The organism is Microcoleus sp. T3_D1 (genome assembly GCF_036700405.1).
Classification (GTDB): Bacteria; Cyanobacteriota; Cyanobacteriia; order Cyanobacteriales; family Microcoleaceae; genus Microcoleus.
On the sequence record NZ_JAUBOV010000061.1, the window covers coordinates 13583 to 40205 of the forward strand.

Below are 26623 nucleotides of genomic sequence, written 5' to 3' on the forward strand. Positions count from 1 at the left end.
TAATCCTGAATCCTGAACAAAATTGAAGGGATTCGGTTCGGAGTTTGGATTCTCTATTTGAGATTCCTCCCAAATCGAGAATCCAAAACCTAGGGGTAGTTTACCCTACCGAAATGATTCGCGCTAGGAAAAATGCCCACGTAGTGACAATTCCTCCTAGGAGGTAGTGAGCTACACCCACAGCCCGACCCTGAATAATGCTCAGAGCGCGAGGCTGAATCGACGGAGCTACCTTGAGCTTGTTGTGAGCCCAAACAATCGACTCAATCAGTTCTTGCCAGTAGCCGCGGCCGCTGAACAGGAACATCAAGCTGAAGGCGAAGACGAAGTGTCCAGCTAGGAACATCAAACCGTAGGCCGACAGTGCCGAACCGTAGGACTGAATCACCTGAGAAGCTTGCGCCCACAGGAAGTCCCGCAGCCAGCCGTTAATCGTGATCGAACTTTGTGCGAAGTTGCCGCCGGTAATGTGAGAAATTGTGCCGTCTGGCGATACTGTTCCCCACACGTCCGACTGCATTTTCCAGCTAAAGTGGAAAATCACGATCGAGATGCAGTTGTACATCCAGAACAAGCCTAGGAACACGTGATCCCAACCAGAAACTTGGCAGGTGCCGCCACGGCCGGGGCCGTCGCAAGGGAACCGGAAGCCCAAGTTGCCTTTGTCAGGAACCAAGCGAGAACTGCGTGCAAACAACACGCCCTTCAACAGAATCAGGACTGTAACGTGAATGGTGAAAGCGTGGATGTGGTGGATCATGAAATCCGCCGTACCCAACTCGATCGGCATCATCGCTACTTTGCCGGCGACTACTACTGCACCGCCGCCAAAAGCGTGGCTAACGATTTCCGTAGCATTAGGCGCTGTTGTGCCCGGAGCCAAAGCGTGGATGTTTTGCACCCACTGGGCAAATATCGGACGCAACTGAATCCCGGTATCCGAGAACAAATCTTGAGGACGACCGAAAGCGCGCATCGTGTCGTTGTGAACGTACAAACCGAAGCTGTGGAAGCCCAAGAATATACAAACCCAGTTCAGGTGGGAAATGATCGCATCTCTATGACGGATCACGCGATCGAGCAGGTTGTTGACGTTGCCGCTCGGTTCGTAGTCCCGAACCATGAAGATTGCTCCGTGAGCGGCTGCTCCAACAATCAGGAATCCGCCGATCCACATATGGTGGGTGAAGATGGACAACTGAGTCGGGTAGTCCGTCGCGATGTAGGGGTAGGGAGGCATCGCGTACATATGCTGAGCCACGATGATGCTCAAAGAGCCCATCAGTGCCAAGTTAATCGACAGTTGCGCGTGCCAAGAAGTAGTCAGGATTTCGTAGAGACCTTTGTGACCTTCACCAGTGAAGGGGCCTTTGTGGTTCTCTAGGATTTCTTTCATGCTGTGGCCGATGCCCCAGTTCGTGCGGTACATATGACCAGCGACGATGAATAGCACTGCCAAAGCTAAGTGGTGGTGTGCTGTATCAGTCAGCCACAAACCGCCTGTGGTGGGGTTCAGACCGCCTTTGAAGGTCAGGAAGTCTGTGTATGCGCCCCAGTTGAGGGTGAAGAAGGGGGTTAAACCTTTAGCGAAACTCGGGTAGATGTCAGCCATCAAGCCCGGTGTCAAAATCCACTCGTGCGGCAGGGGGATGTCGGCAACTGTTTTGATCAGCTTGCCGCCGACTGTCAGCGGTGCACCTGCATCGATCGCGTCCATGCAAGCATTGATCGGCAGAGCCACGTGAATTTGTTGTCCTGCGAAGCCCAAGCACCCGCAGCCTAACAAAACTGCCAAGTGGTGGTTCATCATCGATTCCACGTTCTGGAACCATTCCAGTTTCGGAGCGCGGACGTGATAGTGGAACCAACCGGCAAACAGCATCAAAGCTGCCATTACCAGGGCGCCGATCGCAGTGCAATATAGCTGGTATGAGTTAGTGATGCCGTTGGCGCGCCACAGTTGGAATAGACCAGAGGTGATCTGAATCCCGTGAAAGCCGCCGCCTACATCTGCATTTAAAATTTCTTGACCAAAAATCGGCCAGACCACTTGAGCGCTGGGCTTGATGGCTGTAGGATTTGTCAGCCAAGCTTCGTAATTGGAAAATTTAGCGCCGTGGAAATATGCGCCGCTCAACCATACGAAGATTACTGCCAAGTGGCCGAAGTGAGCGCTAAAGATTTTGCGCGAAACGTCTTCTAAGTCACTTGTATGACTGTCAAAGTCGTGAGCGTTAGCGTGGAGGTTCCAAATCCAAGTGGTGGTTTTTGGCCCCTTAGCTAGAGTGCGATCAAAATGACCGGGTTTTGACCACTTCTCGAAGGAAGTTGGAACCGGATTCTTATCGACTACTACCCTAGCTTTTACCTCTCGCTCTGGAGGACTAATGGTCATGAAGACTCTCCTCTCGGTAAGACAAGGAACGAGAACTGAACACTGTACCGGACACTCCCCGCGCTTGATTAGGCGGGAGATTCTCGAAAAAGCCGACACTACACGGCACTTTACTCTTTGCAGAGCTAGACGCAGGTGCATCGTCTCCCCAAGCATTTTGCTTCTGTGAAGAAGCCAGTTTCCCAGTGTCGCTAACAATGTGCCTGGGTACTGCCAACTCTTCTCGCTATCTGGAGCTGCCGATCGCGTCCTTGATTCAGACTTGATACGCCTGCTCCTTTTGAGGGAGTTTTATGAATTATAAGCTTGCTAGAGGAGTATTAATCGCTTGTTAACAATACTTAAAAAAGGCTCAATTCTTGATGTAATAACGCCTTTAAATCCCACAGTCCCTCGAAAAAGTCAAGGGGTACTGCCATTAACTTTACAAAACTCAAAGATAAGGTAATTTAGGAATACTCATTTGTAGATATATGTTTGGGAAAAAGGCTGCGGCAATTAAGAGTGGGAGAGGAGGGGTTGCCCGCTGCTGCCTCAATCCGGGTTCCTACGCGGCTTTGGAATTCCCAAGCCGGCAATTCCCCAATACTAAATTCATTTTTGGGCTATAGTTCCCTATGAGAAGGCTTCTAGGAGTATGGTTGCGTGATTGGGATCAATTGGCACAGAACGGTTGCGGGCAGGCTGCTGGCATTGTTGGCTGCAGCAATATTAATGTTGGGTTTAGCAAGTTGTGGCGCGGGCAATCCCGAATTGCCCAAACCAGGGAACAAGAGCGGCTCAGCTACCGCCCCAGTAAACAGAATCTCAGAGGTTTCTCCCCCAGAAGCCATTCAACAACTGCGTCAGGCTCTAGAAATCTACCAGCCTCAAATTAGTATTTTGAATCCAAAACCTGACGAAGTGCTTCAGGATATAAATGTGTCTGTTCAGTTCCAAGTTAAGGACTTGCCCATTTTCAAAGATGCAAACTTGGGTTTGGGCCCCCATCTGCAAGTTTTATTAGACAACCAACCTTATGCAGCAGTTTACGACATCAACCAACCTTTAACCCTCTCCGACTTAGAGCCCGGAACCCATACCCTGCAGGTGTTCGCCGCCCGCCCTTGGGAAGAAAGCTTTAAAAACGAAGGTGCCGTGGCTCAAACCACCTTTCACATTTTTACCAAAACAGACGACAACAATCCCGATCGAACATTGCCCCTATTAACGTACAACAGCCCCCAAGGCAGCTACGGGGCAGAACCCATCCTGCTCGACTTTTACTTGACAAATGCCCCCCCGCACGAAGTGGCGCAAGAAAATGCCCAAGATGAAATACTCGATTGGAAAATTCGAGCCACAGTCAACGGCGAAAGCTTTGCGATCGACCAGTGGCAACCTATATATCTTAAAGGATTCAAACCAGGCAAAAACTGGGTACAGCTAGAATTAATTGACGAGCGGGGAAATATCGTCAAAAACGCCTTTAATAATACAGTCAGACTGATAAATTTCCAGCCGCTTGGCCAAGAGCCTCTTTCTAAATTAGTGCGGGGCGAACTAACAGCCGCAGAAACTCGCAGTATAGTCGATCGCACCTACCAAGCCCCCGCACCCACACCAACCCCAACCCCCGAACCGACACCGACACCTGCATTAGAAAAAACACCAGTTGTCCAACCCTCACCAGCGGTTCCAGAAACCCCTGTTACCCAACCGAGCTTAGAGCCAACAGTCGCTCCCGAAATTGCTCCCATTCAAGTAATAGAACCGACACCGACAGCAACCCCCCAACTCGAAGCGCCGAAAGTTGTAGAACCAATTCAAGTAATACAACCGACGCCGACAGCAACCCCCCAACTCGAAGCGCCGAAAATTGTAGAACCAGTTCAAGTAATAGAACCGACACCGACAGCAACTCCACAGTTAGAAACCCCGAAAGTTGTTGCACCCGTTAAAATAATAGAACCGACCGCAACAGAATCTCCCCAAACAAAAAAACAGGAATATAAAGGATACTACAATCGGTTCCGCAACTTTTTGCATCAAGAACCGCAACCTGCTAATCCTTCAGAGCCACCAACTCTGCCAGAAATAACAGGAAAAGCTCCAGTACCAAAAGTAGTCGCTCCCGCGATACCAGAACAGTCTCCCAATCTTGTACCGCCAACGCCACCAGTTGCCGCTGAAACTCCTAACCAGCCAACCAGCCAATTAGCCCCTCCCGAAACAACAGTTTCCCAACCAGAAAATCAGCCAAAATCCGAACAAAAAGTCGAATTTGCCACCTAACAAAAACTTTCTGGGCTTCGTGGCATGGGCGTCTCGCCCGTGCTCCAGTCGAATTTGCCACCTAACAAAATCTTTCTGGGATTCGTGGCATGGGCGTCTCGCCCGTGCTCCAGTAGAATTTTCCACCTAACAAAAACTTTCTGGGCTTAGTGGCATGGGTGTCTCGCCCGTGTTCCATCTGCGGTCAAAAATCAAAAATTAGGACACTAAAAAATGACCTACCTCGAAACAGCAGCCAAATTCTACAGCGATGTTGCCGAAACACCCCAAATCGGACTTTGCTGCGTCCAAAGCAGTCCCTTGCAATTGCCAGGATTAAAAATTCCCGAACAAATGCAAGAAATGAATTACGGCTGCGGCACAACCGTTCACGCCGCCGAACTCGTCGGCAATCCCTTCGTGCTTTATGTAGGCGTCGGCGGCGGCTTGGAAGCACTACAATTTGCATATTTTTCTAGACACAAAGGAGCGGTTATTGCCGTCGATCCGGTTCCAGCAATGCGAGATGCTGCTGCACGAAACTTGCAACTAGCCGCCCACGAAAATGATTGGTTCGATCCGAGTTTTGTGGAAATTTGTGAAGGCGATGCTTTTGCCTTGCCGGTGCCGGATGCTTCTGTAGATGTGGTCGCCCAAAACTGCTTGTTTAATATCTTTGAACCAGCGGATTTAGCTAAAGCATTAAAAGAGACTTATCGGGTGTTAAAACCGGGTGGCAGATTGTTGATGAGCGATCCGATCGCAACTCGCCCCATTCCGCAGCATTTGAAAGAAGACCAACGCTTGCGGGCCTTGTGTTTGTCCGGCGCTTTGACATACGCAGAATACGTTCAACACCTTGTAGACGTAGGTTTTGGGCAAGTCGAAGTGCGGGCGCGCCGTCCTTACCGATTGCTGGATAAACACAATTATCAATTGGATGCAGATTTGCTGTTAGAAAGCCTGGATTCGGTGTCTTTCAAAGTGGATGTACCGGATGATGGAGCTTGCATTTTCACTGGCAAGACGGCGATTTATACGGGGTCTGAAGAGCTGTTTGATGACGGGGCAGGTCACGTTTTGCAGCGGGGAGTTCCGGCGGCGGTGTGCGATAAAACTGCTGGGAAGTTGGGGGGATTAATGCCGGATAAGGTGTTAATTACTGATTCGACTTGGCATTATAACGGCGGCGGTTGCTGTTAGATTTTGTGTGGTTAAGTCGATCGCAAGTGCGATCGAACCGACAAAAATTAACGGTGTTTTGGTTATTTTGGACAATTACAGCCGGGAAAAGCAAGGATAAAATTGGGGATCAGCAAGATGGGCGAATTTCTGAAGCTGTTAATTTTGGGGTTCGTCAGATAGAATTTACAAGGGTAGCGACATCTACCCGTTCTTGGATTAGAGATACTGGTATACTACGATCGACAGTTAGTTATTTAATAATTTGTAGTCATGGTAAATATGTCAAGCATCTCCAACATGGCCTCTGAAGTGGAAAGTGACTTTCTGGGAGAGATTGATAACCTTGACAGGCAATTACACGATCGCTTTCAAGACAAGTTTGTAGTCCAGCCCTCGCTTACCCGACTTTTGGTTAGTTTTCAGGCTAACAAAACTAGACCCATTTATAGGTGGTACAAGTATAAGGAAGCTTTCTCCGCTTCTCTGGTAGAGTTCTTATTCCAAAAATATCAAGTCATTCAAGGCAAAATTTTAGATCCTTTTACAGGTAGTGGAACTGCTTTATTTGCTGCTAGCGACTTGGGAATAGATGGTGAGGGAATTGAATTATTACCTATTGGTCAACATATAATTAATACCAAAATTATTTTAGACACTGCCTTCACTATTGATGATTTTCAGCGGCTAAAGACATGGTTTAATTTGCAAATATGGAAACAATTTCAAAACCCAGTCACTCTGCCAGAATTGAGAATCACTAAAGGGGCTTACTCCGAAGAAACTAAAATAGAAATTGAGCAATATCTTGGAGCTTGTTATCAAGAAAATACCAAGGTTCAATCAGTTTTACTTTTGACTTTACTGTGTGTTTTAGAATCCGTAAGCTATACACGCAAAGATGGACAGTATCTTCGTTGGGATTACCGTTCGGGTCATGGCACGTCAAAGAAGTCCTTCAATAAAGGTGAGGTTCTGGAGTTCAGTCAAGCTATTACCAAAAAATTTAATGAACTTGTTAACGACTTAGAACCTCCTACACAACAACTTGAGCTTTTTCAAACTCAGAATAATCAACAAGGCAAAATTAATTTGTATCAAGGTTCTTGTCTGAAGATAATGCCCGATTTGCCGGACTCTACCTACGATGCAATCATCACATCTCCACCCTACTGCAATCGATATGACTATACTCGCACCTATGCACTAGAGCTAGCTTTACTAGGAATTTCTGAAAAGGAATTAATTAATCTGCGTCAGGAAATGCTAAGTTGTACGGTTGAGAATCACCCCAAAGATTTATTGGCTATTAATCCGGCTTGGGAAGTAGCTTTAAGTATTGCTAATTCGCAAACTCTCTTGCAGGCTATCTTAAGATATTTGGACAGCCAAAAGTCACAGGGTATATTGAACAACAATGGTATACCAAGAATGGTAAGAGGATATTTCTATGAAATGGCTTGCGTAATACAAGAAAGCTTTCGTATCCTTAAACCCGGGGCATTTTTGTTTATGGTTAATGACAATGTGCGCTACGCAGGTATAAGCATTTCAGTGGACATGATTCTTTCTGATTTTGCTGAAAAACTCGGCTTTATTACGGAAAATATTCTCGTCTTACCAGGTGATAAGGGGAATAGTAGTCAACAGATGGGAAACTATGGACGCGCTCCTTTGAGGAAGTGCGTTTATGTATGGAAAAAACAATAACTGGATACCTATGTGTGCTTATCGTAACCACCTTCAATCCAGTGACGATCTTGTCACCACCTATGAAGACACTCGTGCGGGTTTTGTGGCACTTGCCCTTGAAAAAAATCGACGCGCTACCCCTTACGTCGCCCAAGCAAGAGCACTTCAAGAAGCTGCTGGTCAAGCTGAGAGTCCTGCTGATTTGTTAAATGTTAAGGGCATTGAAATGGGATTGTTGACGGCTGCAGGATTATCTGACAAGTCTCTTGCTCATTTAATGCCAAAGGATAAGAGTGAAGCTATCAATGGTCTAATCAGGAATTTTCTTGAGCCAGCAGGCACAAATTTTGTGGAGGAATTGGTGTTTAGATTTCTACTGACTCGTGGTGACACGCTTGGTGGCTCAATGCGTAATGTTGGCGGAGCATTGGCACAAAGAAAACTAACTCGTGCTATCCTCTCGACTCTCACAATTGCTAGTAAGAGATATTATTGGCAAGACTTAAAGACAAAAAAGTGGATAGCTATGACAAATGATGACACAGAAATTGAGTTCTCTTTACGTGGGATAAGTTGGGAGAGCGAGCTAGGTAATCGCACATTGATTTATAACCTAACTGTTCCACTTGTCAGGAGCAATGTGGATTTGTGTTTATTTAATCTTGCCCCGACGGAGTTGGTAGCTAATAAATCCAGCGCAATTGAGCCATCTATCGTGGCACCTTATGTTATTGCATTGGGCGAACTTAAAGGTGGAATCGATCCTGCAGGTGCAGATGAGCATTGGAAAACGGCACAAGCGGCCCTAAATCGCATACGCGAAGCATTTTCCACAGTTGGACACTCACCTCTGACTTTCTTTGTGGGCTCGGCAGTTGCAAGAAGGATGGCGGGTGAAATCTGGCATCAACTGGAAAACGGGACTCTCAGTAATGCTGCAAATCTGAATCAGGAGAATCAAGTTGCATCTATTTCTCGTTGGTTATGTAATTTATAAAAGCAACAACCGTTTTGACTCCGTGTCGGTTTTACCATCCTCCGTCGCCCCCCTCTTGTGCCACAGCCATCTTCGCTGTCTCCAAAAACCCTGGTTTAACCCGCTTTCCCCCCATCCTGCCAAACTTCCCGCTAAATTAAAGAAGTAAAAAAATCATTCACATCCTACCCAGGAGATGCCATGCCCCGCGTCAGAGCACCAGAATTCCCCGGAAACTACCCCTGGCTGAACACCGAAAAACCTTTATCCATTGAATCTTTAAAAGGGCGCGTCGTCCTCCTCGACTTCTGGACGTACTGCTGCATCAACTGCTTGCACGTCCTCCCAGACTTAAAATACCTCGAACAAAAATATAAAGATTCCCTCACGGTTATCGGCGTTCACTCGGCTAAATTTGAAAACGAAAAAGAAGTAGAAAACATCCGCCAAGCTATCCTCCGCTACGATATCGAACATCCTGTAATCGTTGACAGCGGCATGAAAGTTTGGCAAAGCTACGCGGTTCGCGCTTGGCCGACTTTAATGGTGATCGATCCTGAAAGTTATGTCGTCGGCTTTGTTTCGGGCGAAGGCAATAGAGAAGCACTAGACGAGTTAGTTGGCAAGTTAATTGCTGAATACAAAGATAAAAATGCGCTCAACTTTAAAGAACTCCGTTTTAGCTTAGAAAAACAGCGCAAACCTGTATCAACACCGCTGGCTTTCCCCGGTAAAGTGCTGGCATTTGCGATCGCTGCAACGGAGGCAAAACAGCTTCACCAACAGGGCGCGCTTTTGGGCGAAATGAGTCAGGAAAATGAATCTGTAGATGAAACTGTATTGCCGGGGCCTGCTAATTCAGTCATCCAAAACTTAGTCGGTTCTTGCTTATTTATTGCCGATTCCGGCCACAATAGGATTGTTGTCAGCACCCTCGAAGGTGAGGTGCTGCACGTTATCGGTAGCGGTAAACCGGGTTTAACTGATGGGAACTTTGAAGAGGCTGAGTTTTTTGCACCTCAAGGTATGGCTTTTGATGCAGAAAGTCAAATTCTATATGTTGCTGATACGGAAAATCATGCTGTCAGAAAGATTGATTTTACGACTCAACGGGTAGAAACTGTTGCTGGTACCGGCGAACAAAGTCACGAAATTGCACCCCGCAGCGGCAAGGGTTTAGAAACGCAATTGAATTCGCCTTGGGATTTAGAAAGAGTTGGAAATAGACTTTTTATTGCAATGGCGGGTTCCCACCAAATTTGGGAAATGCAGTTAGACACTGGCACGATCGCCACTTATGCAGGTATTGGCCGAGAATCCTGTGTTGACGGAAGTCTTGCAGAATCTGCTTTTTCTCAGCCCAGCGGCCTGTCTACGGATCGATCGGAGTTGTTTGTTGCTGACAGCGAAATTAGTTCGATTCGCGCTGTGGGTATTGATGAAGACCCCAAGGTGCGTACAGTCTGCGGTAGCGGTGAATTGTTTGGTTTTGGGGATAAAGATGGTCGCGCTGAGGAGGTAAGGTTGCAGCACTGTTTGGGTGTTGAATACGCTCAAAATTACCTCTGGGTGGCTGATACTTACAATCACAAAATTAAGCGGATCGACCACCGGGGCGGTACGTGCAGAACGATGATTGGAGATGGTACTGCAGGTTTGGTTGATGCTAAAGGTCTCAAGGCTCGATTTTTTGAACCTTCAGGGTTGAGTGCGATCGGGCCTCATTTGTTTGTTGCTGATACGAACAATCATGTAATTCGGAGAATTGAGTTGGATACGCTGGAAGTCACAACTTTGGATTTCCCCAGTTTGTGCGCCCCGGATGTTTGTCTTCCTGATTAAGTCGATCGACCTTTTTTCCTATTAGCCAGGGTTTTCAATTCTCCTGATTGCCCGATTGATTGTGGTAAAGTAGGGTGCTCTTCGGCGCACCTTACCACAATTTTCAAGCCAAGTAAGTTACCCTAATTATTCGCGGTGAGTGCAGTGCCTCACCCGCAATTCACTCCTGGATGGAGAACCTATATATTTAGGGTGTACGGCCAAAGAACACCTAACCGATATAAGGAATGAAAATTAAATAACTTCCACTCTTGAAAGTGGGATGGGCGTCCCGCCCGTCCTTTTTGGACGGGCGGGACGCCCATCCCACAATAACAATTAAAATTGTAAGTTATTTAATTCGCGCTCCTAAGTAGAAAGCCAAACCACTTTTTGGGTGCAGGACTGAATTACTAAATGTTGTTAATTCCATCGCTACTAAAACCGCGATCGCCCGTATTAAATAATCGCAAAAATTCTCGCCCCCATCTAAAATTCCGCATAGCTCAGCAGCCGCACTATTTTTTCATTATCGTTCAATTCGCCGACAATTCGTCGCACGGGTTTCGGCCAGATTTTAATCAAAGTAGGAGTTGCTGAAATCTGATCTGCCTCAGCTTGGTCTGGATGTTTCAAAACATCAATTACTTTTAAAGTGTAGGGACGATCGAGGCATTTCTCTAAGAACTGGTGTAAAGTTTCGAGGGTGCGTTCGGTGCTGGGGTTGCTGCCGGAAACAAACAGACGCAAAACGTACCCTTGAGTTTGTGGCGGTGGGGTGAGTGCTGTTGGTTTGGGAAGCCGAGTCTGCTGCGATTGCTGAAAGCCCAAGGGAGTTACTATGGAATTGCTCCAGTCCGATCGAGCTTCGGGGCTGGCATACTGTACAACTAAGTCGTGATTTTCCCAAAGTTCGGGGAATTGTTCGTGATAAGTAGCGATTGCCATCGGTTCGCACATTTCTTCGCTGCGGGGATGCCACACTAAGTCGCCAGTCCCAAAAATGGCGTTCAGCAGCGTTTGATGTCGCAGCACGGGGGGGTAAGCCTCGGCAGCAAGCCTCACCTGCCGATCGCCTGGATCGAGCCAGCAGTCAACGGTTGCCGTGTAGCAAGGTATCAGAAAATGCGGCGGTTCCGACAAACCGAGAATCTCCTGTAGAGCTACGCACAACTGCAAATGCCACCGAGTTTGCTTGTGGGGGTCTATGCAATAGATTAAGTCTCCCCCAGGCGTAAACAGCGCAATGCCTTTGAAAATTTCTGGCAAAATCGGGCGATCGACTTTCAATTCAGTACACCAATAAAAGTTAACAGTTAACAGTTAACTTTTAACTGCTAACTGTTAACACTCGACCTTTAGACTCGACCTCGGAGCATCTGAGCCATTTCGTTCGGGAACGGCGAGTTCTCTACACAAAGTTCTTCAGTAATCCGACCTTCTTGATAAAGACCGTAGAGCGACTTATTCATCGTCGTCATGCCTTCATAAGTATCTTTGATCATGATTTGATTGATTTCCTCATTCTGGCCCTTCAGAATGTATTCCTTAACCACGTCGGTATTGATCATAACGTCGTGGAAAGCAGCCCGCTTTCCGTCTGTGGTTTTGCACAGCAGTTGAGCAATAATCGCCACTAGGGATTCGGAAATTGAAACCCGTATGGCCTCCTGTTCTTCCGCCCCGAACATATCAAGAATCCGGTTCAGGGTCTTAACCGCACTGTTCGTGTGCAGGGTTCCTGCAACTAAGTGACCGGTTTGAGAGGCTTTGAGGGCGATTTCCACGGTCTCTCTGTCCCGAATTTCTCCTACTAGCAGCATATCCGGGTCTTGTCGCAGAGCGCCTTTGAGAGCGCTCATAAACTTGAGGGTGTGCCTGCCGACTTCCCGGTGCTTGATCAAGGATTTTTTGCTTTCGTGTACGAATTCTACCGGGTCTTCGATCGTGATGATATTGTAGGCTTTATTCTTATTGATGTAGTCGATCATCGCGGCCAACGTGGTAGACTTACCCGAACCTGTCGGGCCTGTCACCAAAATCAGCCCTTTGTGGTAGCCACATATTTTCCTAAATACCTCCGGCAGTTTCAATTCCTCCATTGTCAAGATTTTGGCAGGAATTAGCCGCAGTACCATTGCCGGGCCTGCCAAGGAGTCCATGCAACTGATCCGAATGCGGACGAACCCGAAGTCGAAAGCGCCGTCAAAGTCTAGGGTTTTTTGGAAAATTTCAATTTCTTCATCGCTCATGCACTCCCGCAACCAGCCAAAAAACGTATCTAAATCCGTCGGTGGATACCCGATGTCGGCAATCTCGCCCCGCTTGCGGAAGCGGGGAACTTCGTTTACTCCGAGGTGAAGGTCGGATACTCCTTCTTCTTTGGCTCGCATGACTAGCTCTTTCAAACTCGGAGCTCCGCCGCTGCTAGAACTCGGGCCTTTAGGTGTGGCGAAGGATTGCGGCGCTGGTGCGGGTGGCGCTGCTGGTGCTGGTGCTGGTGCGGGCGGCGGTGCGGGCGGCATTCCTGCTGCTCTGGGGGGCATTCCGGGAGCTGGAGGGCGGGGCATTCCTGGCGGTGGGGGAGCTCCGGGTACGGGCGGGCGAGGAGCGGGCGGATGCTGTTGTGTCATATGCGCTACCTTAAGTTGGTGAGAAGGCTGACTCGAACAGATGATTTGTGGAAGTTGGACAATGCCGATCGCCATTGTGCGCGTCTTGCACAAAAGCTTAACTGTTGTACTCAGTCTATCCTAAGAAGGGGTCATAATGCTGCACTACTAAGGAAATATTCTGCCAATTGGAGGATGCGATCGCTCTGGCCCTACGAGCAAATAGGGATTTTCTACTTTGTGGGAGAATTTTTGTTAAGGAAAAGAGTTTTCCGCCGCCACGCAGTATAAATTGATACTTTGCCAAACTATTAAGGAGTTAAACGGATGAATTCTGTCGATCGGGCTTTTACTCCCGCTTTGGAGTTGGCGGAGTCGATCCGCGCCCTCGAAGTGTCGCCTTTAGAAATTGTCAATCTGTACTTGGAACGCATTGAGCGATTAAACCCTGAGCTGGGCAGTTATTTTACTGTAACGGCCGAGCGGGCGATCGCCCTAGCTAAATCTCAAACCGAGCAACTAGCTGGGTTAAACAAGCCACAGGAATTGCCACCTTTTTTCGGAGTGCCGATCGCCATTAAAGACTTGACACCAGTTACCGGCGTTCCCTGTACTTACGGCACTCAGGCTTTGCTGGGTAACATCTCTGCCTACGACGAGTCAGTAGTATGGCGGATCAAAGCAGCCGGATTTAACATTCTGGGGAAAACAGCAACCTCTCAAATTGGCTCATTACCCTACACCGAACCAGAAGGTTTCCCACCGGCGCGCAATCCCTGGAATTTAGACTATACACCCGGAGGTTCCAGCGGTGGCTCAGCGGCGGCTGTAGCAGCGGGTTTGTGTGCGATCGCCCAAGGTTCAGACGGCGGCGGTTCGATTCGAGGCCCAGCTTCCTGCTGCGGTTTAGTGGGCATTAAACCGTCGCGGGGGCGAGTTTCCTGGGCACCTGTCGGAGATTACCTCAGCGGCATTTCGGCCAACGGCCCACTGGCGCGCACTGTAGCTGACGCCGCCGCACTTTTGGACGTGATGTCAGGCTACACAACAGGCGATCCGTACTGGCTACCAGATTCAAATCCGACTTTTCTAGAGGCTTCCCGTCAACAGCAGGGCAAACTGCGAATTGCGTTTTCTACGACTATTTCCCCTGTGGGCGAGGCCGCGCCTATCTGTCAGCAAGCGGTACTCGAAACAGTAAAATTATTGACAGATTTGGGTCACGATGTCGAACCTGGATGCCCGGATTTTACGGGCTTAATCGAACCGTTTATCGCAATTTGGCAGTCGGGGGCGGCGGCAAGTGGCATTCCCGGCCCTGCTTTGGAACCGATGAATCGCTGGCTGTTAGAAAGAACTATTTCGGCTGGGGAATATTTGCGGGCGGTGAATCAAATGCAGGTGATTTCACGGCGGATTGTGGGATTCTTTGAAAAATTTGATGTGTTAGTTTTGCCGACTTATATGCACTCGCCAATCCGGGTTGGGGAGTGGGCGGATTTGAGTTTTGAAGAAACTTTGCAGCACATTATTAATTGGGTTGCTCCTTGTCCGCCGTTTAATGCTAGCGGTTTGCCTGCGATCGCACTTCCTGCTATTTTAGATAACAACGGTTTGCCCGTCGGGATTCAAATTATCGGGCGGCCGGCGGCGGAAGCAACTTTAATTGCTTTAGCGGCGCAGATGGAAGCGGCGAAACCTTTCCCGGTTTTAGATTTTAAATAGGGAAGAGCAAGGGATAAAAGCACGTCTCTCTTTTTTAGGAGTATGCCACATCAGGATCTGTGTGCGGGGAACTAGAAATCTGGTTTTTCGCATAAATTTCTATTGACTGTTTGACATTTGAACAATCTGTTTGACATTTGAACAATATTGATGCAACGGGAAACGAGAGGATTGAGAAAGGGGACAAATTTCAGCTTTAATTTTGGTAAGTAAATATAAAACACTTCTTAAGGTACTTGACATATTTGGAAAAGAGGGTATAATCTCTTCAAATTAATTCCCGATGGCGGGTGTATCTAAAAAAATAGCTTATGTTTAACACAGCAGGACGGTTTCCAGAAAATCCGATTCCGGGAAATGTTGCGGGTGTTTCAGCGGAAATACTAGACTTATTGAGTAAATTCGATCGCTTAAATCCGCTCAGCCCAAGCGCCGTCGGCGATACCAATGGTTTATTTAATACCAGCTACGATTTGACTCAAAAACCAGATTGGGAGGCTGCTGCAACTGGTAGTGCGATCCTCTACGAGGGCTTCGCTAACGACCTTTTTGAGCAATTAACCGACTTCGAGCTCCCATCGTCAGGAGGCGACAATCTTAAATTTGATAGTAGTCTCAAATCCCCGACCGCTACCTCCACTCAAGGTGAGATAGACGAACTGACAGGGATGGCTTTACCTGTTAGTGAACTCTCCCTATCCCAAACTTCTTCCCTATTTCCTGATGAAAACTGGGCTTTCAATTTTAAAGATTACACCATCGAACACCAAGGTTTAAACACCCTCAACCTCAAAGTTGGTTACGGGTTAAAACCGGGAATTACCCCGAACGAATATCCAGATTTTGTTCCCATTTACCAAAGTATTGATAATTTCCTAGTTAACTACCCGAACGAAACAGATTTTTGGGAAATTGTTAACAAAAATTTGACGGAAAAGGTGCTTAAGGAAAATCCGGTACTGACAGATGTTACGATTCAAATGGAAGTGTTGCCAACGGAGAGATTGCCCTACGAGCGCGCCAGTACAGTTTTCCGCAGTCAATCGGGCAAAATCACAGAAGATTGGAATTTTTCAGTCAAAGACTACGCAATCAATCACCAAGGATTGAACAAGCTCAATCTCGATATAGATTACCAGTACAAGCCGGAAATCGCTCCCAATGAATATCCCGATTTTGTGCCAATCTACAAGAGCATTGATAACTTTTTAACCACATATCCGAACGAAACTGATTTTTGGGAAGTTGTCAATAAAAACTTGACTCAAAATATCCTCAACGAAAATCCTGCCTTGGCGGCAATTAAGATAGATTTCAACGTTCTGCCAAGCCAAACCTTGCCCTACAACCGCACCAGCAAAGTTACTCGCACTCAACCCAGCAATCCTCAAGGAACTTTCCTAGTTGGCAATAGCCGGGGAAATAATGTACTTCGGTTTGACGGCAATACCGGCAATTTTCTAGGCGAATTTATTCCACCGGGAAGCGGCGGTTTGTTCAATCCAGATACGATCGTTTTTGGACCCGATGGCAATGGCGATGATAAGTCGGACATTTACGTTGCTAGCGGCGAAAAGCCCGGAAATTCGGGAGAACCGACAGCATCTGCGGTATTGCGGTATGACGGAATTACTGGCGCCTTTATTGACAAGTTTGTCGGCGATAATCCGAACACGGCGGTCGATGAAACTGGCGGATTGTTTCGCCCTTACGGTTTAGCTTTTGGCCCTGACGGTAATTTTTATGTCAGCAGTTTTTTGAGTGACCAAATTCTCCGATATAACGGCAAAACAGGAGAGTTTATTGATGTATTTGCTTCGGGAAATCAGCAAGCGGGAGGATTGAATGGCCCGAACGGTTTACTGTTTGCTCCTGACGGCAATTTGTACGTGACAACGCAGGGGAGTGTTGCTCGCAATGGTAAAGCAGATTTTAGCGCAGGTTTCCCCAGTCAGGTGCTGCGTTACAACCCGCAAACCCGGCAGTTAAGTATCTTTGCATCGCCCGATCCTTCGCCTCGGAGTCAGGGATTTGCAAGTCTTTTGGGAATGGCAATCGGGCCCGCTGACGGCGACCTTTATGTCAGCGATTTTGCTAACGATATCAGGCGCTACAATTTAAGAAGTGGGGAATTGGTCAAGGTTTTATCTACCAATTATACTGACACTTCGCCCAGTAGCAATTATGTAGGTAGTTTGGCTTTTTCGCCGATCGGCAATTTGTTTGCAGTTGGCTTTGACAACCGCGCTAATGCTAACGGTGCCGGCGCCGTTTTGCGGTATAATGGCAAGACTGACGAACCGCTGCCAATATCGGGAAATCCTGGATCGAGTAACAGTTCTATTTTTGTCCCTCCCGACAGCAAGCTACAGCGTCCAATAGGAATTGCTTTCTTTCCGTCCGACGCTCAACTGACGCAGAAATGGAATTTTACATTGGCCAATTACCCCATTAATCATCAAGGGTTAAACAACCTGAATATTGATGTAAATTATAAGTACAAAGACGGGATTCAAAATTATGAGTATCCTGATTTTGTGCCTATTTACAAGAGCATTGACAATCTTTTAGTTAACTACCCGAACGAAACAGATTTTTGGGAAATTGTCAACAAAAATCTGACCGAAAAAGTGCTTGCTGACAATCCGGCACTTTCGTCGGTGACGGTTAATTTGGATGTTTTACCGACGAACCGATTGCCTTACGATCGCAGCAGTACCGTTACTCGCACTCAAGATGGTAAATTAGGCGAAGCATGGGATTTCAAGATTCCTAATTACTCGATCGATCACCAGGGTTTGAATAACCTCAATATTGATGTCAAATATCAGTACAAACCAGGAATTACCCAGGATGAGTATCCCGACTTTGTGCCGATTTACCAAAGCATCGACAGTTTCTTGACTAATTATCCCAATGAAACGGATTTCTGGGAAATTCTTAATAAGAGTTTGACGCAAAAGCTGCTAGCCGAAAATCCGGCTTTGGATTCGTTGCAAATTAATCTGGATGTTTTGCCGACTAACAGATTGCCTTACGAGCGAGCTAGTATTGTGTCGATCGCTTAGCCTATCATTGAAAATTAGATGGAAAAATCTTGACAAGCAATACATACTTAGCTACCGTAAGGGTAAGGTTAAGTACGTTGCGTAGAAACCAGGTTTTTTCGCGTCCAAGACTAACCCATTTAAATTGTCTGTTGTGGTGAAAAACCCGGTTTTTTTAAGAAACCGGGTTTCTGAATTAGGAGCGAGTTTGCCACGCTCCATCTGGGGATATAGATATGTGTCCCCTTGCATTTGATACCTACATAGTGGTGGACGCAAATAGGATCAAAAACCACGTTTCGGCGTTAAAGTCGATCGCTCACAACCTGTTATTTTGACTCCTAACCTGCTTTTTATGCCTCCAGATAAAATTATAGTTTTTTTAATCGGAGTTCGCGATCCACCCAATTTCTAGTTATCAAACCCATATTTTACCAATAAACCGAGTTACTCGCGCCCAGTATTACTTATTACCAATTACCCTGTAATATATTGAGAATACCTCTTTAGATTGATAGACATTTTGATTATTTCCTTTTAAATATGGTAGCAGTTCGCTGCCAATATTTAGGGTGAAATTTATGTTAACTTCCGGGCCAATTACCGCCCCCGTTCCCGTTTTTCTAGTTCTTTTAGCAATCATGCTACTCGCGCCGCTGTTATTTGAGCGCTTGCGACTGCCGGGAATAGTCGGTTTAATTATTGCTGGCGTAATTGTCGGGCCCAACGGTCTCAATTTGCTGCAACGGGACGCTACTATTGTTTTGTTAGGTACTGTAGGATTGCTGTTTTTGATGTTCCTAGCGGGACTGGAAACTAGCCTAGACGACCTCAAACTCAATGCGGACAAAGCTGTCATATTTGGGCTGGCTACTTTTTCGTTACCGATGATATTGGGGACAGCAGCCATGCTGCTGTTGGGATATAGCTGGCTGGCTGCAATTTTAGTCGCTTCTTGTTTTGCTACGCACACCCTTTTAGCGCTGCCAATTCTCACAAAATTGGGATTGATGCGAACTCAGACTATTACTACGACTTTGGGCGGGACTTTAATTACGAATGTGTTGGGACTGTTGGTGCTGGCAATTGTTGTTAAAGCTTTCAAAGGAAATCTCACTCTAGAATTTTGGCTGTTTCTCATTCCATCTCTTGCTATCTACACTTTTGGTACTTTGTGGGGAGTTCCCAAAATCGGTCGCTGGTTCTTTAAGAAATTCGGTCACGACGAAAATGCAGAATTTATATTTGTATTGGCAACCCTCTTTCTAGTTTCTTACGCAGCAGAACTAATTGAAATTGAGGCAATTATTGGTGCATTTTTATCGGGAATTGCCATCACTCAAATTATTCCCAAAATGAGTCCCCTGATGAATCGGATTGAGTTTATTGGCAATACGCTGTTTGTGCCGTTTTTTCTGATTTCTGTGGGGATGTTAATTGACCCGCTAATTTTGGTGAAGCAGCCGCAGTCTTTGTTGGTGGCTGCGGTGATGATTTTAGCTGAGGTGGTGAGTAAGTTTTTGGCAGCTTGGCTACCGGGGAAATTATTTCGTTTTGAGTTTCCCAGCATTATGGTAATGTTCGGTCTTTCTGTTGCTCAAGCTGCTTCTACTTTGGCTGCGATTACGGTTGCTTTTGAGATTAAATTGGTCGATCGCGTAACGGTGAACGGCATCATTGCCATGATTTTAGTAACTTGTGTCGCTTCTCCTTGGATTGTATCTCGGTGGGGTCAACAAATGCAGCAGCCGGGGTCGAGTTTGCCGGCTGCTACTTCGGGAAAGCATTCCTGGGGAGACCGAGTTTTAGTGCCTGTTGCTAATCCGAATACGGAAGATAATTTGCTGCGTTTGGCTTTGATTTTAGCAAAAACATCTCACGGAACTTTGCTGCCGCTGCATATTTTGTCCGATCGCGGCGAAGCAATTTCACCCGCAGATAAAATGCAGCAAACTCAACTTTTGACGGCTGCGGAAACTGTGGCCCATGCGGCTGCTTGTGCGGTTGAACCGATCGCGAGGATAGATGATGCGATCGATCGCGGAATTCTGCGGAGTGCAACCGAACGCGAGGCTAGTTTAATAGTTTGCGGTTGGAAGGGATTTTCCACGACTCGCGACAATTTTTTTGGCAGCATCATTGACAATGTGGTAAGGCGATCGCCCGTACCCGTACTGATTGCTCGATTTCCCGATCCTCTCCAGAATACAGCCAGAGTTATTTTGGCGATAACTGACAGCGAGTTGACTCGGTTTGGATTTCAGGAAACCGTGGGTATTGCTAAGAGTTTGGCCGAGGAACTTAAGGCGAGTTTGCAAGTGTTGTTGGTGGCGACAAAACGGGAACAAAGCAATCAAAATGCGGCGGAGATGGAAATTCTCTCTGAGATACCAGTAAATCGGGTGCGGGGAAATTTTATCAAGCTAGTTTCGCAGAATTTGTTAGAACACGATTTGCTGATTTTAACAACTATTTCTCACCAGAATTTGTGGGAAAAACCTGGAACGCTCAAAGAACCCGAAGCGATCGCCCGGGTTCACGCAGATATTTCGATGCTTGTTGTTTATTTTCCTGTATCTTGAGGAAGATTTTAACCGCAGATGATGTTATGAATCTGCATTGATCTGCTGTTAAGATTTAATCCTAATCCATCCGATGCAACCGTCCATGAGATAACTAACTCCCGAAGTTTGTACTTTTCGGGCTGCAGGTTAATATCAAATCCGTGGGTACCGACACTATTTATTTCTCTCTTCTCTTCCTGGGCGCCCTCTGCGCCCTCTGCGGTTTAATCATTCAAAAACAACCCGCCTAAAGCCCGGACGATCGTACCCACTTTGGCAAATTAATTTCGATCGCACCCCGATGGAGGCAATTTCTCGGCATCTAGGACAATTTCTCGGTATCTGGGAGAATTTTGAGAATATGGTGATATATCTCCTCTAGTTCAATAAGGTAAAAATGAGTATCAGACCAAATTTCAGATGGTTTTCTTCGGTGGCGAGTGTTTTGGGTTCGATTTCGATTAATCCTTTCAGCGGCACGACATCCCCTGTAAAAGCGGCAGAAACGGTTGTTATCCGCAAAGGTATTTTAGAATCGTCAATATCGGTTGCGGATTTGCGCGAACTCGCAGAAACAGGAAAAGTCCCCGCCAAACTGCAAGCTTATGCCAACCTCCTGTCTGAGGAACAGCGGAGTAAAATTTTTCGGGCGCTGCAAGCGAAAATTCCCCTAAATGTAGTCGGGCTGAGCAACTTGCTAAATACGGGCATCGGCACTGGCATCCTGACGGATTTGACTACTGTCATACCCAGGGGCGACGGTGGGGGTGTGGAAGCGCTGCGAGCCGCTCTGGTGCAGGGAGCAAAGGCGCCGGAAGGCTTATCGATATTGAGTTTCATTGAATCTTATCCGAGTTCGCGGGTGGTGGTGGATCTCGATCGAGCTTTCGCTGTTTTGGGAAATATGAACGTAAGTTTTTGGCAAACTCAGCGCTTTATGGCGGCGATCGCACCTCAGTTAGCAGCGGTTAAACCCGCGTTTAAGCTGCCTTTCGATCCCACCCAACCCGGCCCTAATGTCGTGCAGGTACGGGCGCTAGATTTGAACGATAGCGCCCGCAATCGACCTATTCCGGTTGATGTGTACTGGTCAAGAGCTGCGACAGCCGACAAACCGACGATCGTCTTTTCTCACGGGTTGGGTTCCGTCCGCACGGATTTGCGCTACTTAGCCGAGCATTTGGCGTCTCACGGCTATGTGGTAGCAGCTTTAGAACATCCGGGCAGCAACGAGACGAATACCAATGCTGCGATGGCGGGGAAGTGTCCCTTGCTAGCTCCTCAAGAGTTTTTAGACCGTCCCAAAGACATCAGTTTTGTACTCGACGAACTGACAAAATTGAACCAAACTGATGATAATTTGCAGGGTAAAATCGCGATCGACCGATCGATAATAATTGGCTATTCCTTTGGCGGCGCTACAGCCTTGTCCGTGGCCGGCGCCGAACTGCAATTGAGCGGACTCAAACAAAGGTGTCAGGGGGATTTGATTGGGTTCAGCTTGGGCGAAGGCATTCAGTGCGCGGCGGCCGGATTGCCCGAAGAACGGTATCAATTGCGGGATGGGAGGATTAAAAGGGCGATCGCCATGAATCCGATCGCATCATTACTATTTGGAGAAACGGGCTTAAGTAAAATTAAGATTCCCACATTAATAGTAGCATCTTCGGCAGACAAAACCACTCCCGCCTTAGCCGAACAAATTGCCGGCTTTCCAAAAATTCCCTCTCCTAAATGGCTAGTTGGTTTTGTAGGAGGAACGCACTTAAGCGTCAAAGATCCGAGTACAACTTTAAACCAAGTTCGCAGGCCGAGCACAGTAATTACCGGCGATGAACTTGTCGGCGACCAAGCTGTTAGCATACGCAATTATATTAAAGCTGTAAGTTTGGCTACCGCCGCTCAACTGACTGCTGAAGCTGACAAATATGCAGTCTTTCTAACACCAGAATACGCGCGATTTGCTTCTACATCAGAAATCCCGGTGCGGCTAGTAACAGAAATTTCCCCGGAAATTAATACAGTCGTGCAAACTTTTATTCAAAGGAATAAGTAGTGATTAGTGATTAGTGATTAGTCATATCATGTCCGGTCAATTAACCATGATTCCTGTAGGGGCGGGTTCGCCAAGATATTGAATAGAAACGGGAAAATCTGTAAACCCGACCCGACCTTTAATCGCCGTAAATCGATGGGACATAATATCATTAGTCATTAATCATTAGTCATTAGTCATCAGCTAATAACTAATGATAAAAACTTGTAGTAATATCAAATAAGGTGACATCGAAATTATACTTGAGTGCGATCGTCCCGATCGCTCCTGAGAGCGCGGAGCCACACGGGAAGCTCCTACTACACTGGGAAAATTATGATTCCCATGTCAGCGGAAACGAGATTACGACTAGCAGCCTTTCCTTTTGTATGCGCGGTAGCTTAGCCCCCAGGGGATATTTTTCTTCTTAAGCTGTTTCTGATATTTTTTGTCCGTGCAAGGGCAAAATATAACCAAGCGCTTTCACAAACTCTACTCCCCAACTGCGATGCCTAAAAAAAATCTTATCCCACTATTGATTCTGTTGGCAGCCCTGTTTACCCTTTACGGTGACACTTTAACTTTTCTCCCCAAACCTGTAAGAGATAGTAGCGTGGCCAGTCGAAAGTTCTTCGTCGGGTTGTGGCCGGATTGGTTGAGGCCGAGAGATTTCAACGAGAAAAGGGAACAGGATATTGAGAAACTGCAAAAAAGTCCTAGCCCGAGTCGATAGTTTTGAGCTACCAACGAGAAACCCTGTTTCTTTAACAATACCTAGCCATTTCCTTGTAGGTTGGGTTAAGCGAAGCGAAACCAAACATGACGATTTTAGATTTTGGATTTTAGATTTTAGATTTTTTATCCCATCTCTAATCTGTAATCGATTAAACTTGAGATTTGAGATTTTCCCAGCGGTAAGGTGTGCAATGCACACCCTACAGATAGAGGTTATGCCTCCAGGACTGTTTTAGATTGGTCTTCCCCTCTAAAATCTAAAATCTAAAATCTAAAATTGATTAGGCTTGCTTTTTCAACCAGCTAAACATAGCTCGCAAATCTTTACCAACTTCTTCAATAGGATGTTCTGCTTCCTGACGGCGCATGGAGGTAAAACCTGGCTTGCCGGCTTGGTTTTCCAGAACGAATTCGCGGGCAAATTGACCGGATTGAATTTCGCTGAGAATTTTTCGCATTTCGGCGCGGGTTTGATCCGTGACGATGCGGGGGCCGCGAGTTAAATCGCCGTATTCTGCGGTATTGGAGATGCTGTCGCGCATTTTGGCGAGGCCTCCTTCTACTACTAAGTCAACGATAAGTTTAACTTCGTGCAAACATTCAAAATAAGCTAATTCCGGTTGGTATCCGGCGTTAACTAAAGTTTCAAATCCAGCTTTAATTAAGGCGCTCAAACCGCCGCACAAAACTACTTGTTCGCCAAAAAGATCGGTTTCTGTTTCTTCGCGGAAAGTGGTTTCCAGGATGCCTGCTCTGGTGCCGCCGATACCTTTAGCATAGGCCATTGCCCGATCGCGCGCTTGACCGGAAGCATCTTGATATACTGCAAACAAACTCGGAACACCTTCCCCTTGTTCGTAAGTCCGCCGCACCAAGTGTCCGGGGCCTTTGGGGGCAACCATTACTACGTCTACATTGGCAGGGGGAACAACTTGGCCGAAGTGAATGTTAAAACCGTGAGCAAATGCTAAAACATTTCCTTCAGAAAGGTTGGGTTCGATTTGTTCTTTGTAAATAGTTTTTTGAACTTCATCGGGCAATAAAATCATGATGAAGTCAGCGGCGGCGGCTGCTTTGTCTACGGGGTGCACTGTTAAACCCGCGTCGGTTGCTTTGGCGGCAGATTTGCTACCGGGATACAAACCGACAACGACATTCATGCCACTGTCTTTGAGGTTAAGGGCGTGGGCGTGTCCTTGGGAACCGTAGCCGATGATAGCAATCGTTTTGTTGGCTAAGAGGTCTAGGTTCGCGTCGGTGTCGTAATACATACGGGCCATAGTGCTTGTCTCCTGAGATGCAAATTGGGTGATTGACTGCAAAACTCTCATTTTATCAAAGTAGGGTACTTTTTTTGCAGAACTTTTTCAGATTAAGATTTTGGCGGGGAAAATAAAGGGATCTCGCGATGAATTTAGCAGGGTTTCTCGCAGAGTCTGCGATCGTCAAATATAATTGTCAATAGCGTGCTGTGCTTTTGGCAAAACCTCACATCTAGCACCATTCTCAAGAACAGGCAAGATGCCTGTTCCACAAAGAGTGAATTTTGTTTGTTGTGGAACAGGCCGGAAAGCCTGTTCATAAAAAGCTTATTGAGAATGGTGCAACATCTCAGAAAAACGCAACTAACTAACTTTTTTAAGATGAAAATAAAAGCAATACATCATGTGGCGATTATTTGCTCGGATTACGAAGCATCGAAGAAATTTTATGTAGAAGTATTGGGATGTTCCATTATCAAAGAAACTTTCCGAACCGAGAGGAATTCTTACAAACTAGATTTGCGAGTCGGAAACGGCGACACCATCGAGCTTTTCTCATTTCCCCATCCTCCTGAAAGAGTTAACAATCCTGAAGCTTGCGGTTTGAGACATTTAGCTTTTGCAGTTGAGGACATAGAAGCATCAGTTGCTTACTTAAAATTTCAACAAGTAGAAGTAGAAAACATTCGCCTTGACGAGATTACAGAAAAACGGTTTACATTTTTTCGAGATCCCGACAACTTACCGTTAGAAATCTATGAAATTTAAGGAGTATCCCGATTTTGTAAAGTCGCTCTTAAGTCAATAGGTGGGGTGTGCATTGCCCTAAAAACTGCATCATTCATTCCCAATCTAAAATCTAAAATCTAAAATCTAAAACTGTATAATGGACTCTATCATCAGAAACATAATCACGATCGGATTGCCTACTTTAATGCTATTAATAGCGAGAGTAGCGACAGGTAAAACAGGTGACGCAGCCACTTGGTCGGCTTTGAGGAAAGTAGGCGGTTCCTTTGGTATGCTAATCGGTTTAGGTGTGTTGGTATTTGTAGGATTTGTTGCCAATTATTTTAGTTATTTTGTGATAGATAGCTTGCTGGTGAGATTTTATCAAAAGCGGCGAGAGTTGGAACAGCCAGAACAACTGGTAATAGAAGTTGATAAATTGCCTATTACCAACGACCTCAAAATTAAGCTGAAATGGACGGTACTGCACAGCAATAACCAAATTATTAGCTTGAAGCACGTAATTTTAAAATGGTTTATTATCGCCGCCAGTGTAAATGCTGTATTGTCAATAACAGGTTACTTGGGAGAATTCAACCTGTTTTTTGAGTTGACTTCTCATTTTAAACTACAATATCTGCTGGTTGGTTTCTCTACTTTTATATTCTTCGCTCTCGTGCGCTCAAAAAAAATATGGTTGCTGGTGAGCGCATTTTGCCTTATCATTAATTTGGCGGAAATTGTTCCTTGGTATTTTCCAGCGCCAGCAGTTGCAGGAGCAAATCCCGGACACAACTTGCGGATTTTGCATTCAAATGTTTTAAGGGCTAATCGGCGATATTCTGAGGTGATATCGCTGGTTCAAGCAGAACAACCTGATATCGCGGTTTTTGTAGAAGTCAACTCAACTTGGGCAAGAGAATTATCGGTTTTAAGCGAGATTTTTCCTTACTCTTCTACCCAGCAAGAATCTGAGAGATTTGGGAGTGCAATATACAGCAAGCTGCCTTTAGAAAATTCTTCGGTTAAAGCCTTTTCAAATCAAAGAAAGAGCTTGTCGGCGGATGTTAAATTTCAAGGTAAAATCATTTCTCTGATTCTTGCTCATCCGACTGTGCCAGTCAAACAGGAGAGTTTTATCGATCGCAATAAACAGCTAGCAGGCATCGGCGAGTATGCAGCCCAAGTCAAAAATCCGCTGATTGTGGTTGGGGATTTGAATACCACAATGTGGTCGCCATTCTACAAAAATATGGTAAAAACCGGAAACCTGCGAAATGCGCGATCGGGCTTTGGCATTTTACCGACTTGGCCGACTTTTATGCCGCTGGCTTATATTCCGATCGATCACTTTCTAGTCAGCAAAGAAATTGGTGTTTTGAAGATTCGTACTGGCCGCAATGTCGGTTCAGATCATTTGCCGTTAATTACAGATTTGGTCATTTGAAGGAAGTTAAAGCAGTGACTGATTAGAAATTGGATCTTTCATTATTTTTAGGAACGGGCAAGATGCCCGTTCCACAATAAAACTGAATTTTTGTGGAACAGGCATCTTGCCTGTTCTTCCCACAATAAAACTGAATTTTTGTGGAACA

Annotated in this window: 16 protein-coding genes; 11 read left to right on the top strand and 5 right to left on the bottom strand. The window is 46.3% G+C overall.

The window, feature by feature from the left end; all coding sequences use genetic code 11:
* Positions 1–100: 100 nt before the first annotated feature.
* Positions 101–2395 (bottom strand): photosystem I core protein PsaA, encoded by a 2295-nt coding sequence (gene psaA / locus QT992_RS23585; RefSeq protein ID WP_333321031.1) that lies wholly within the window; start codon positions 2393–2395, stop codon positions 101–103.
* 645 nt (positions 2396–3040) lie between these two features.
* On the opposite strand from psaA, the gene QT992_RS23590 reads away from it, so the two are divergent.
* The 5 genes from QT992_RS23590 to QT992_RS23610 all read left to right on the top strand — a co-directional run bounded on the left by QT992_RS23590 (position 3041) and on the right by QT992_RS23610 (position 10340).
* Positions 3041–4669: a hypothetical protein gene (locus QT992_RS23590; protein WP_333341372.1), complete on the top strand. Its 1629-nt coding sequence runs from the start codon at positions 3041–3043 to the stop codon at positions 4667–4669.
* Positions 4670–4882: 213 nt separating this feature from the next.
* Positions 4883–5851 (top strand): arsenosugar biosynthesis arsenite methyltransferase ArsM, encoded by a 969-nt coding sequence (gene arsM, locus QT992_RS23595; protein WP_333321028.1) that lies wholly within the window; start codon positions 4883–4885, stop codon positions 5849–5851.
* Positions 5852–6130: 279 nt separating this feature from the next.
* Positions 6131–7540: a site-specific DNA-methyltransferase gene (locus QT992_RS23600; protein ID WP_333341374.1), complete on the top strand. Its 1410-nt coding sequence runs from the start codon at positions 6131–6133 to the stop codon at positions 7538–7540.
* Complete coding sequence (locus QT992_RS23605; protein ID WP_333341376.1) at positions 7521–8519, top strand: type II restriction endonuclease; 999 nt, start codon at positions 7521–7523, stop codon at positions 8517–8519. Before QT992_RS23600 ends, QT992_RS23605 begins: the two co-directional genes overlap by 20 nt.
* Positions 8520–8699: 180 nt before the next feature.
* Positions 8700–10340, top strand: coding sequence for a thioredoxin-like domain-containing protein (locus tag QT992_RS23610; protein WP_333321022.1), 1641 nt, complete (start codon positions 8700–8702; stop codon positions 10338–10340).
* 468 nt (positions 10341–10808) lie between these two features.
* Here QT992_RS23610 and QT992_RS23615 read toward each other — a convergent pair whose 3' ends face one another.
* Both QT992_RS23615 and QT992_RS23620 read right to left on the bottom strand, forming a co-directional pair.
* Positions 10809–11609 (bottom strand): circadian clock KaiB family protein, encoded by an 801-nt coding sequence (locus QT992_RS23615; RefSeq protein WP_333335987.1) that lies wholly within the window; start codon positions 11607–11609, stop codon positions 10809–10811.
* 68 nt (positions 11610–11677) lie between these two features.
* Complete coding sequence (locus QT992_RS23620) at positions 11678–12952, bottom strand: type IV pilus twitching motility protein PilT (protein WP_333321102.1); 1275 nt, start codon at positions 12950–12952, stop codon at positions 11678–11680.
* 306 nt (positions 12953–13258) lie between these two features.
* Between QT992_RS23620 and QT992_RS23625 the strand changes: the two genes are divergently transcribed.
* From QT992_RS23625 to QT992_RS23640, 4 genes are all read left to right on the top strand, one after another.
* Positions 13259–14656, top strand: a complete 1398-nt coding sequence (locus tag QT992_RS23625; RefSeq protein ID WP_333335984.1) for an amidase — start codon at positions 13259–13261, stop codon at positions 14654–14656.
* 311 nt (positions 14657–14967) lie between these two features.
* Positions 14968–17724, top strand: coding sequence for an NHL repeat-containing protein (locus QT992_RS23630; protein WP_333377834.1), 2757 nt, complete (start codon positions 14968–14970; stop codon positions 17722–17724).
* Between the two features lie 560 nt (positions 17725–18284).
* Positions 18285–20285 (top strand): cation:proton antiporter domain-containing protein, encoded by a 2001-nt coding sequence (locus QT992_RS23635; RefSeq protein ID WP_333377837.1) that lies wholly within the window; start codon positions 18285–18287, stop codon positions 20283–20285.
* A 379-nt stretch (positions 20286–20664) separates the two neighbouring features.
* Positions 20665–22323, top strand: coding sequence for an alpha/beta hydrolase (locus QT992_RS23640; protein WP_333321107.1), 1659 nt, complete (start codon positions 20665–20667; stop codon positions 22321–22323).
* A gap of 995 nt (positions 22324–23318) precedes the next feature.
* Here QT992_RS23640 and ilvC read toward each other — a convergent pair.
* Positions 23319–24368 carry a ketol-acid reductoisomerase gene (ilvC, locus tag QT992_RS23645; RefSeq protein WP_333321109.1) on the bottom strand — a complete coding sequence of 350 codons (1050 nt, stop codon included), beginning with the start codon at positions 24366–24368 and terminating at the stop codon, positions 23319–23321.
* 83 nt (positions 24369–24451) lie between these two features.
* Positions 24452–24619: a hypothetical protein gene (locus tag QT992_RS23650; protein WP_333335978.1), complete on the bottom strand. Its 168-nt coding sequence runs from the start codon at positions 24617–24619 to the stop codon at positions 24452–24454.
* A 61-nt stretch (positions 24620–24680) separates the two neighbouring features.
* Between QT992_RS23650 and gloA2 the strand changes: the two genes are divergently transcribed.
* Together gloA2 and QT992_RS23660 are read left to right on the top strand one after the other, a co-directional pair.
* Complete coding sequence (gene gloA2 / locus QT992_RS23655; RefSeq protein ID WP_333321110.1) at positions 24681–25067, top strand: SMU1112c/YaeR family gloxylase I-like metalloprotein; 387 nt, start codon at positions 24681–24683, stop codon at positions 25065–25067.
* 118 nt (positions 25068–25185) lie between these two features.
* Entirely contained in the window at positions 25186–26475 is a 1290-nt protein-coding gene (locus QT992_RS23660) for an endonuclease/exonuclease/phosphatase family protein (RefSeq protein WP_333335975.1), read from the top strand.
* Positions 26476–26623 lie beyond the last annotated feature (148 nt).

Coding starts and splice junctions, on each gene's coding strand:
- psaA (WP_333321031.1), bottom strand. CDS start 2,395: ATGACCATTAGTCCTCCAGAGCGAGAGGTAAAAGCTAGGGTAGTAGTC.
- arsM (WP_333321028.1), top strand. CDS start 4,883: ATGACCTACCTCGAAACAGCAGCCAAATTCTACAGCGATGTTGCCGAA.
- QT992_RS23600 (WP_333341374.1), top strand. CDS start 6,131: ATGGCCTCTGAAGTGGAAAGTGACTTTCTGGGAGAGATTGATAACCTT.
- QT992_RS23605 (WP_333341376.1), top strand. CDS start 7,521: ATGTATGGAAAAAACAATAACTGGATACCTATGTGTGCTTATCGTAAC.
- QT992_RS23610 (WP_333321022.1), top strand. CDS start 8,700: ATGCCCCGCGTCAGAGCACCAGAATTCCCCGGAAACTACCCCTGGCTG.
- QT992_RS23620 (WP_333321102.1), bottom strand. CDS start 12,952: ATGACACAACAGCATCCGCCCGCTCCTCGCCCGCCCGTACCCGGAGCT.
- QT992_RS23625 (WP_333335984.1), top strand. CDS start 13,259: ATGAATTCTGTCGATCGGGCTTTTACTCCCGCTTTGGAGTTGGCGGAG.
- QT992_RS23630 (WP_333377834.1), top strand. CDS start 14,968: ATGTTTAACACAGCAGGACGGTTTCCAGAAAATCCGATTCCGGGAAAT.
- QT992_RS23635 (WP_333377837.1), top strand. CDS start 18,285: ATGTTAACTTCCGGGCCAATTACCGCCCCCGTTCCCGTTTTTCTAGTT.
- QT992_RS23640 (WP_333321107.1), top strand. CDS start 20,665: ATGAGTATCAGACCAAATTTCAGATGGTTTTCTTCGGTGGCGAGTGTT.
- ilvC (WP_333321109.1), bottom strand. CDS start 24,368: ATGAGAGTTTTGCAGTCAATCACCCAATTTGCATCTCAGGAGACAAGC.
- QT992_RS23650 (WP_333335978.1), bottom strand. CDS start 24,619: ATGAACAGGCTTTCCGGCCTGTTCCACAACAAACAAAATTCACTCTTT.
- gloA2 (WP_333321110.1), top strand. CDS start 24,681: ATGAAAATAAAAGCAATACATCATGTGGCGATTATTTGCTCGGATTAC.
- QT992_RS23660 (WP_333335975.1), top strand. CDS start 25,186: ATGGACTCTATCATCAGAAACATAATCACGATCGGATTGCCTACTTTA.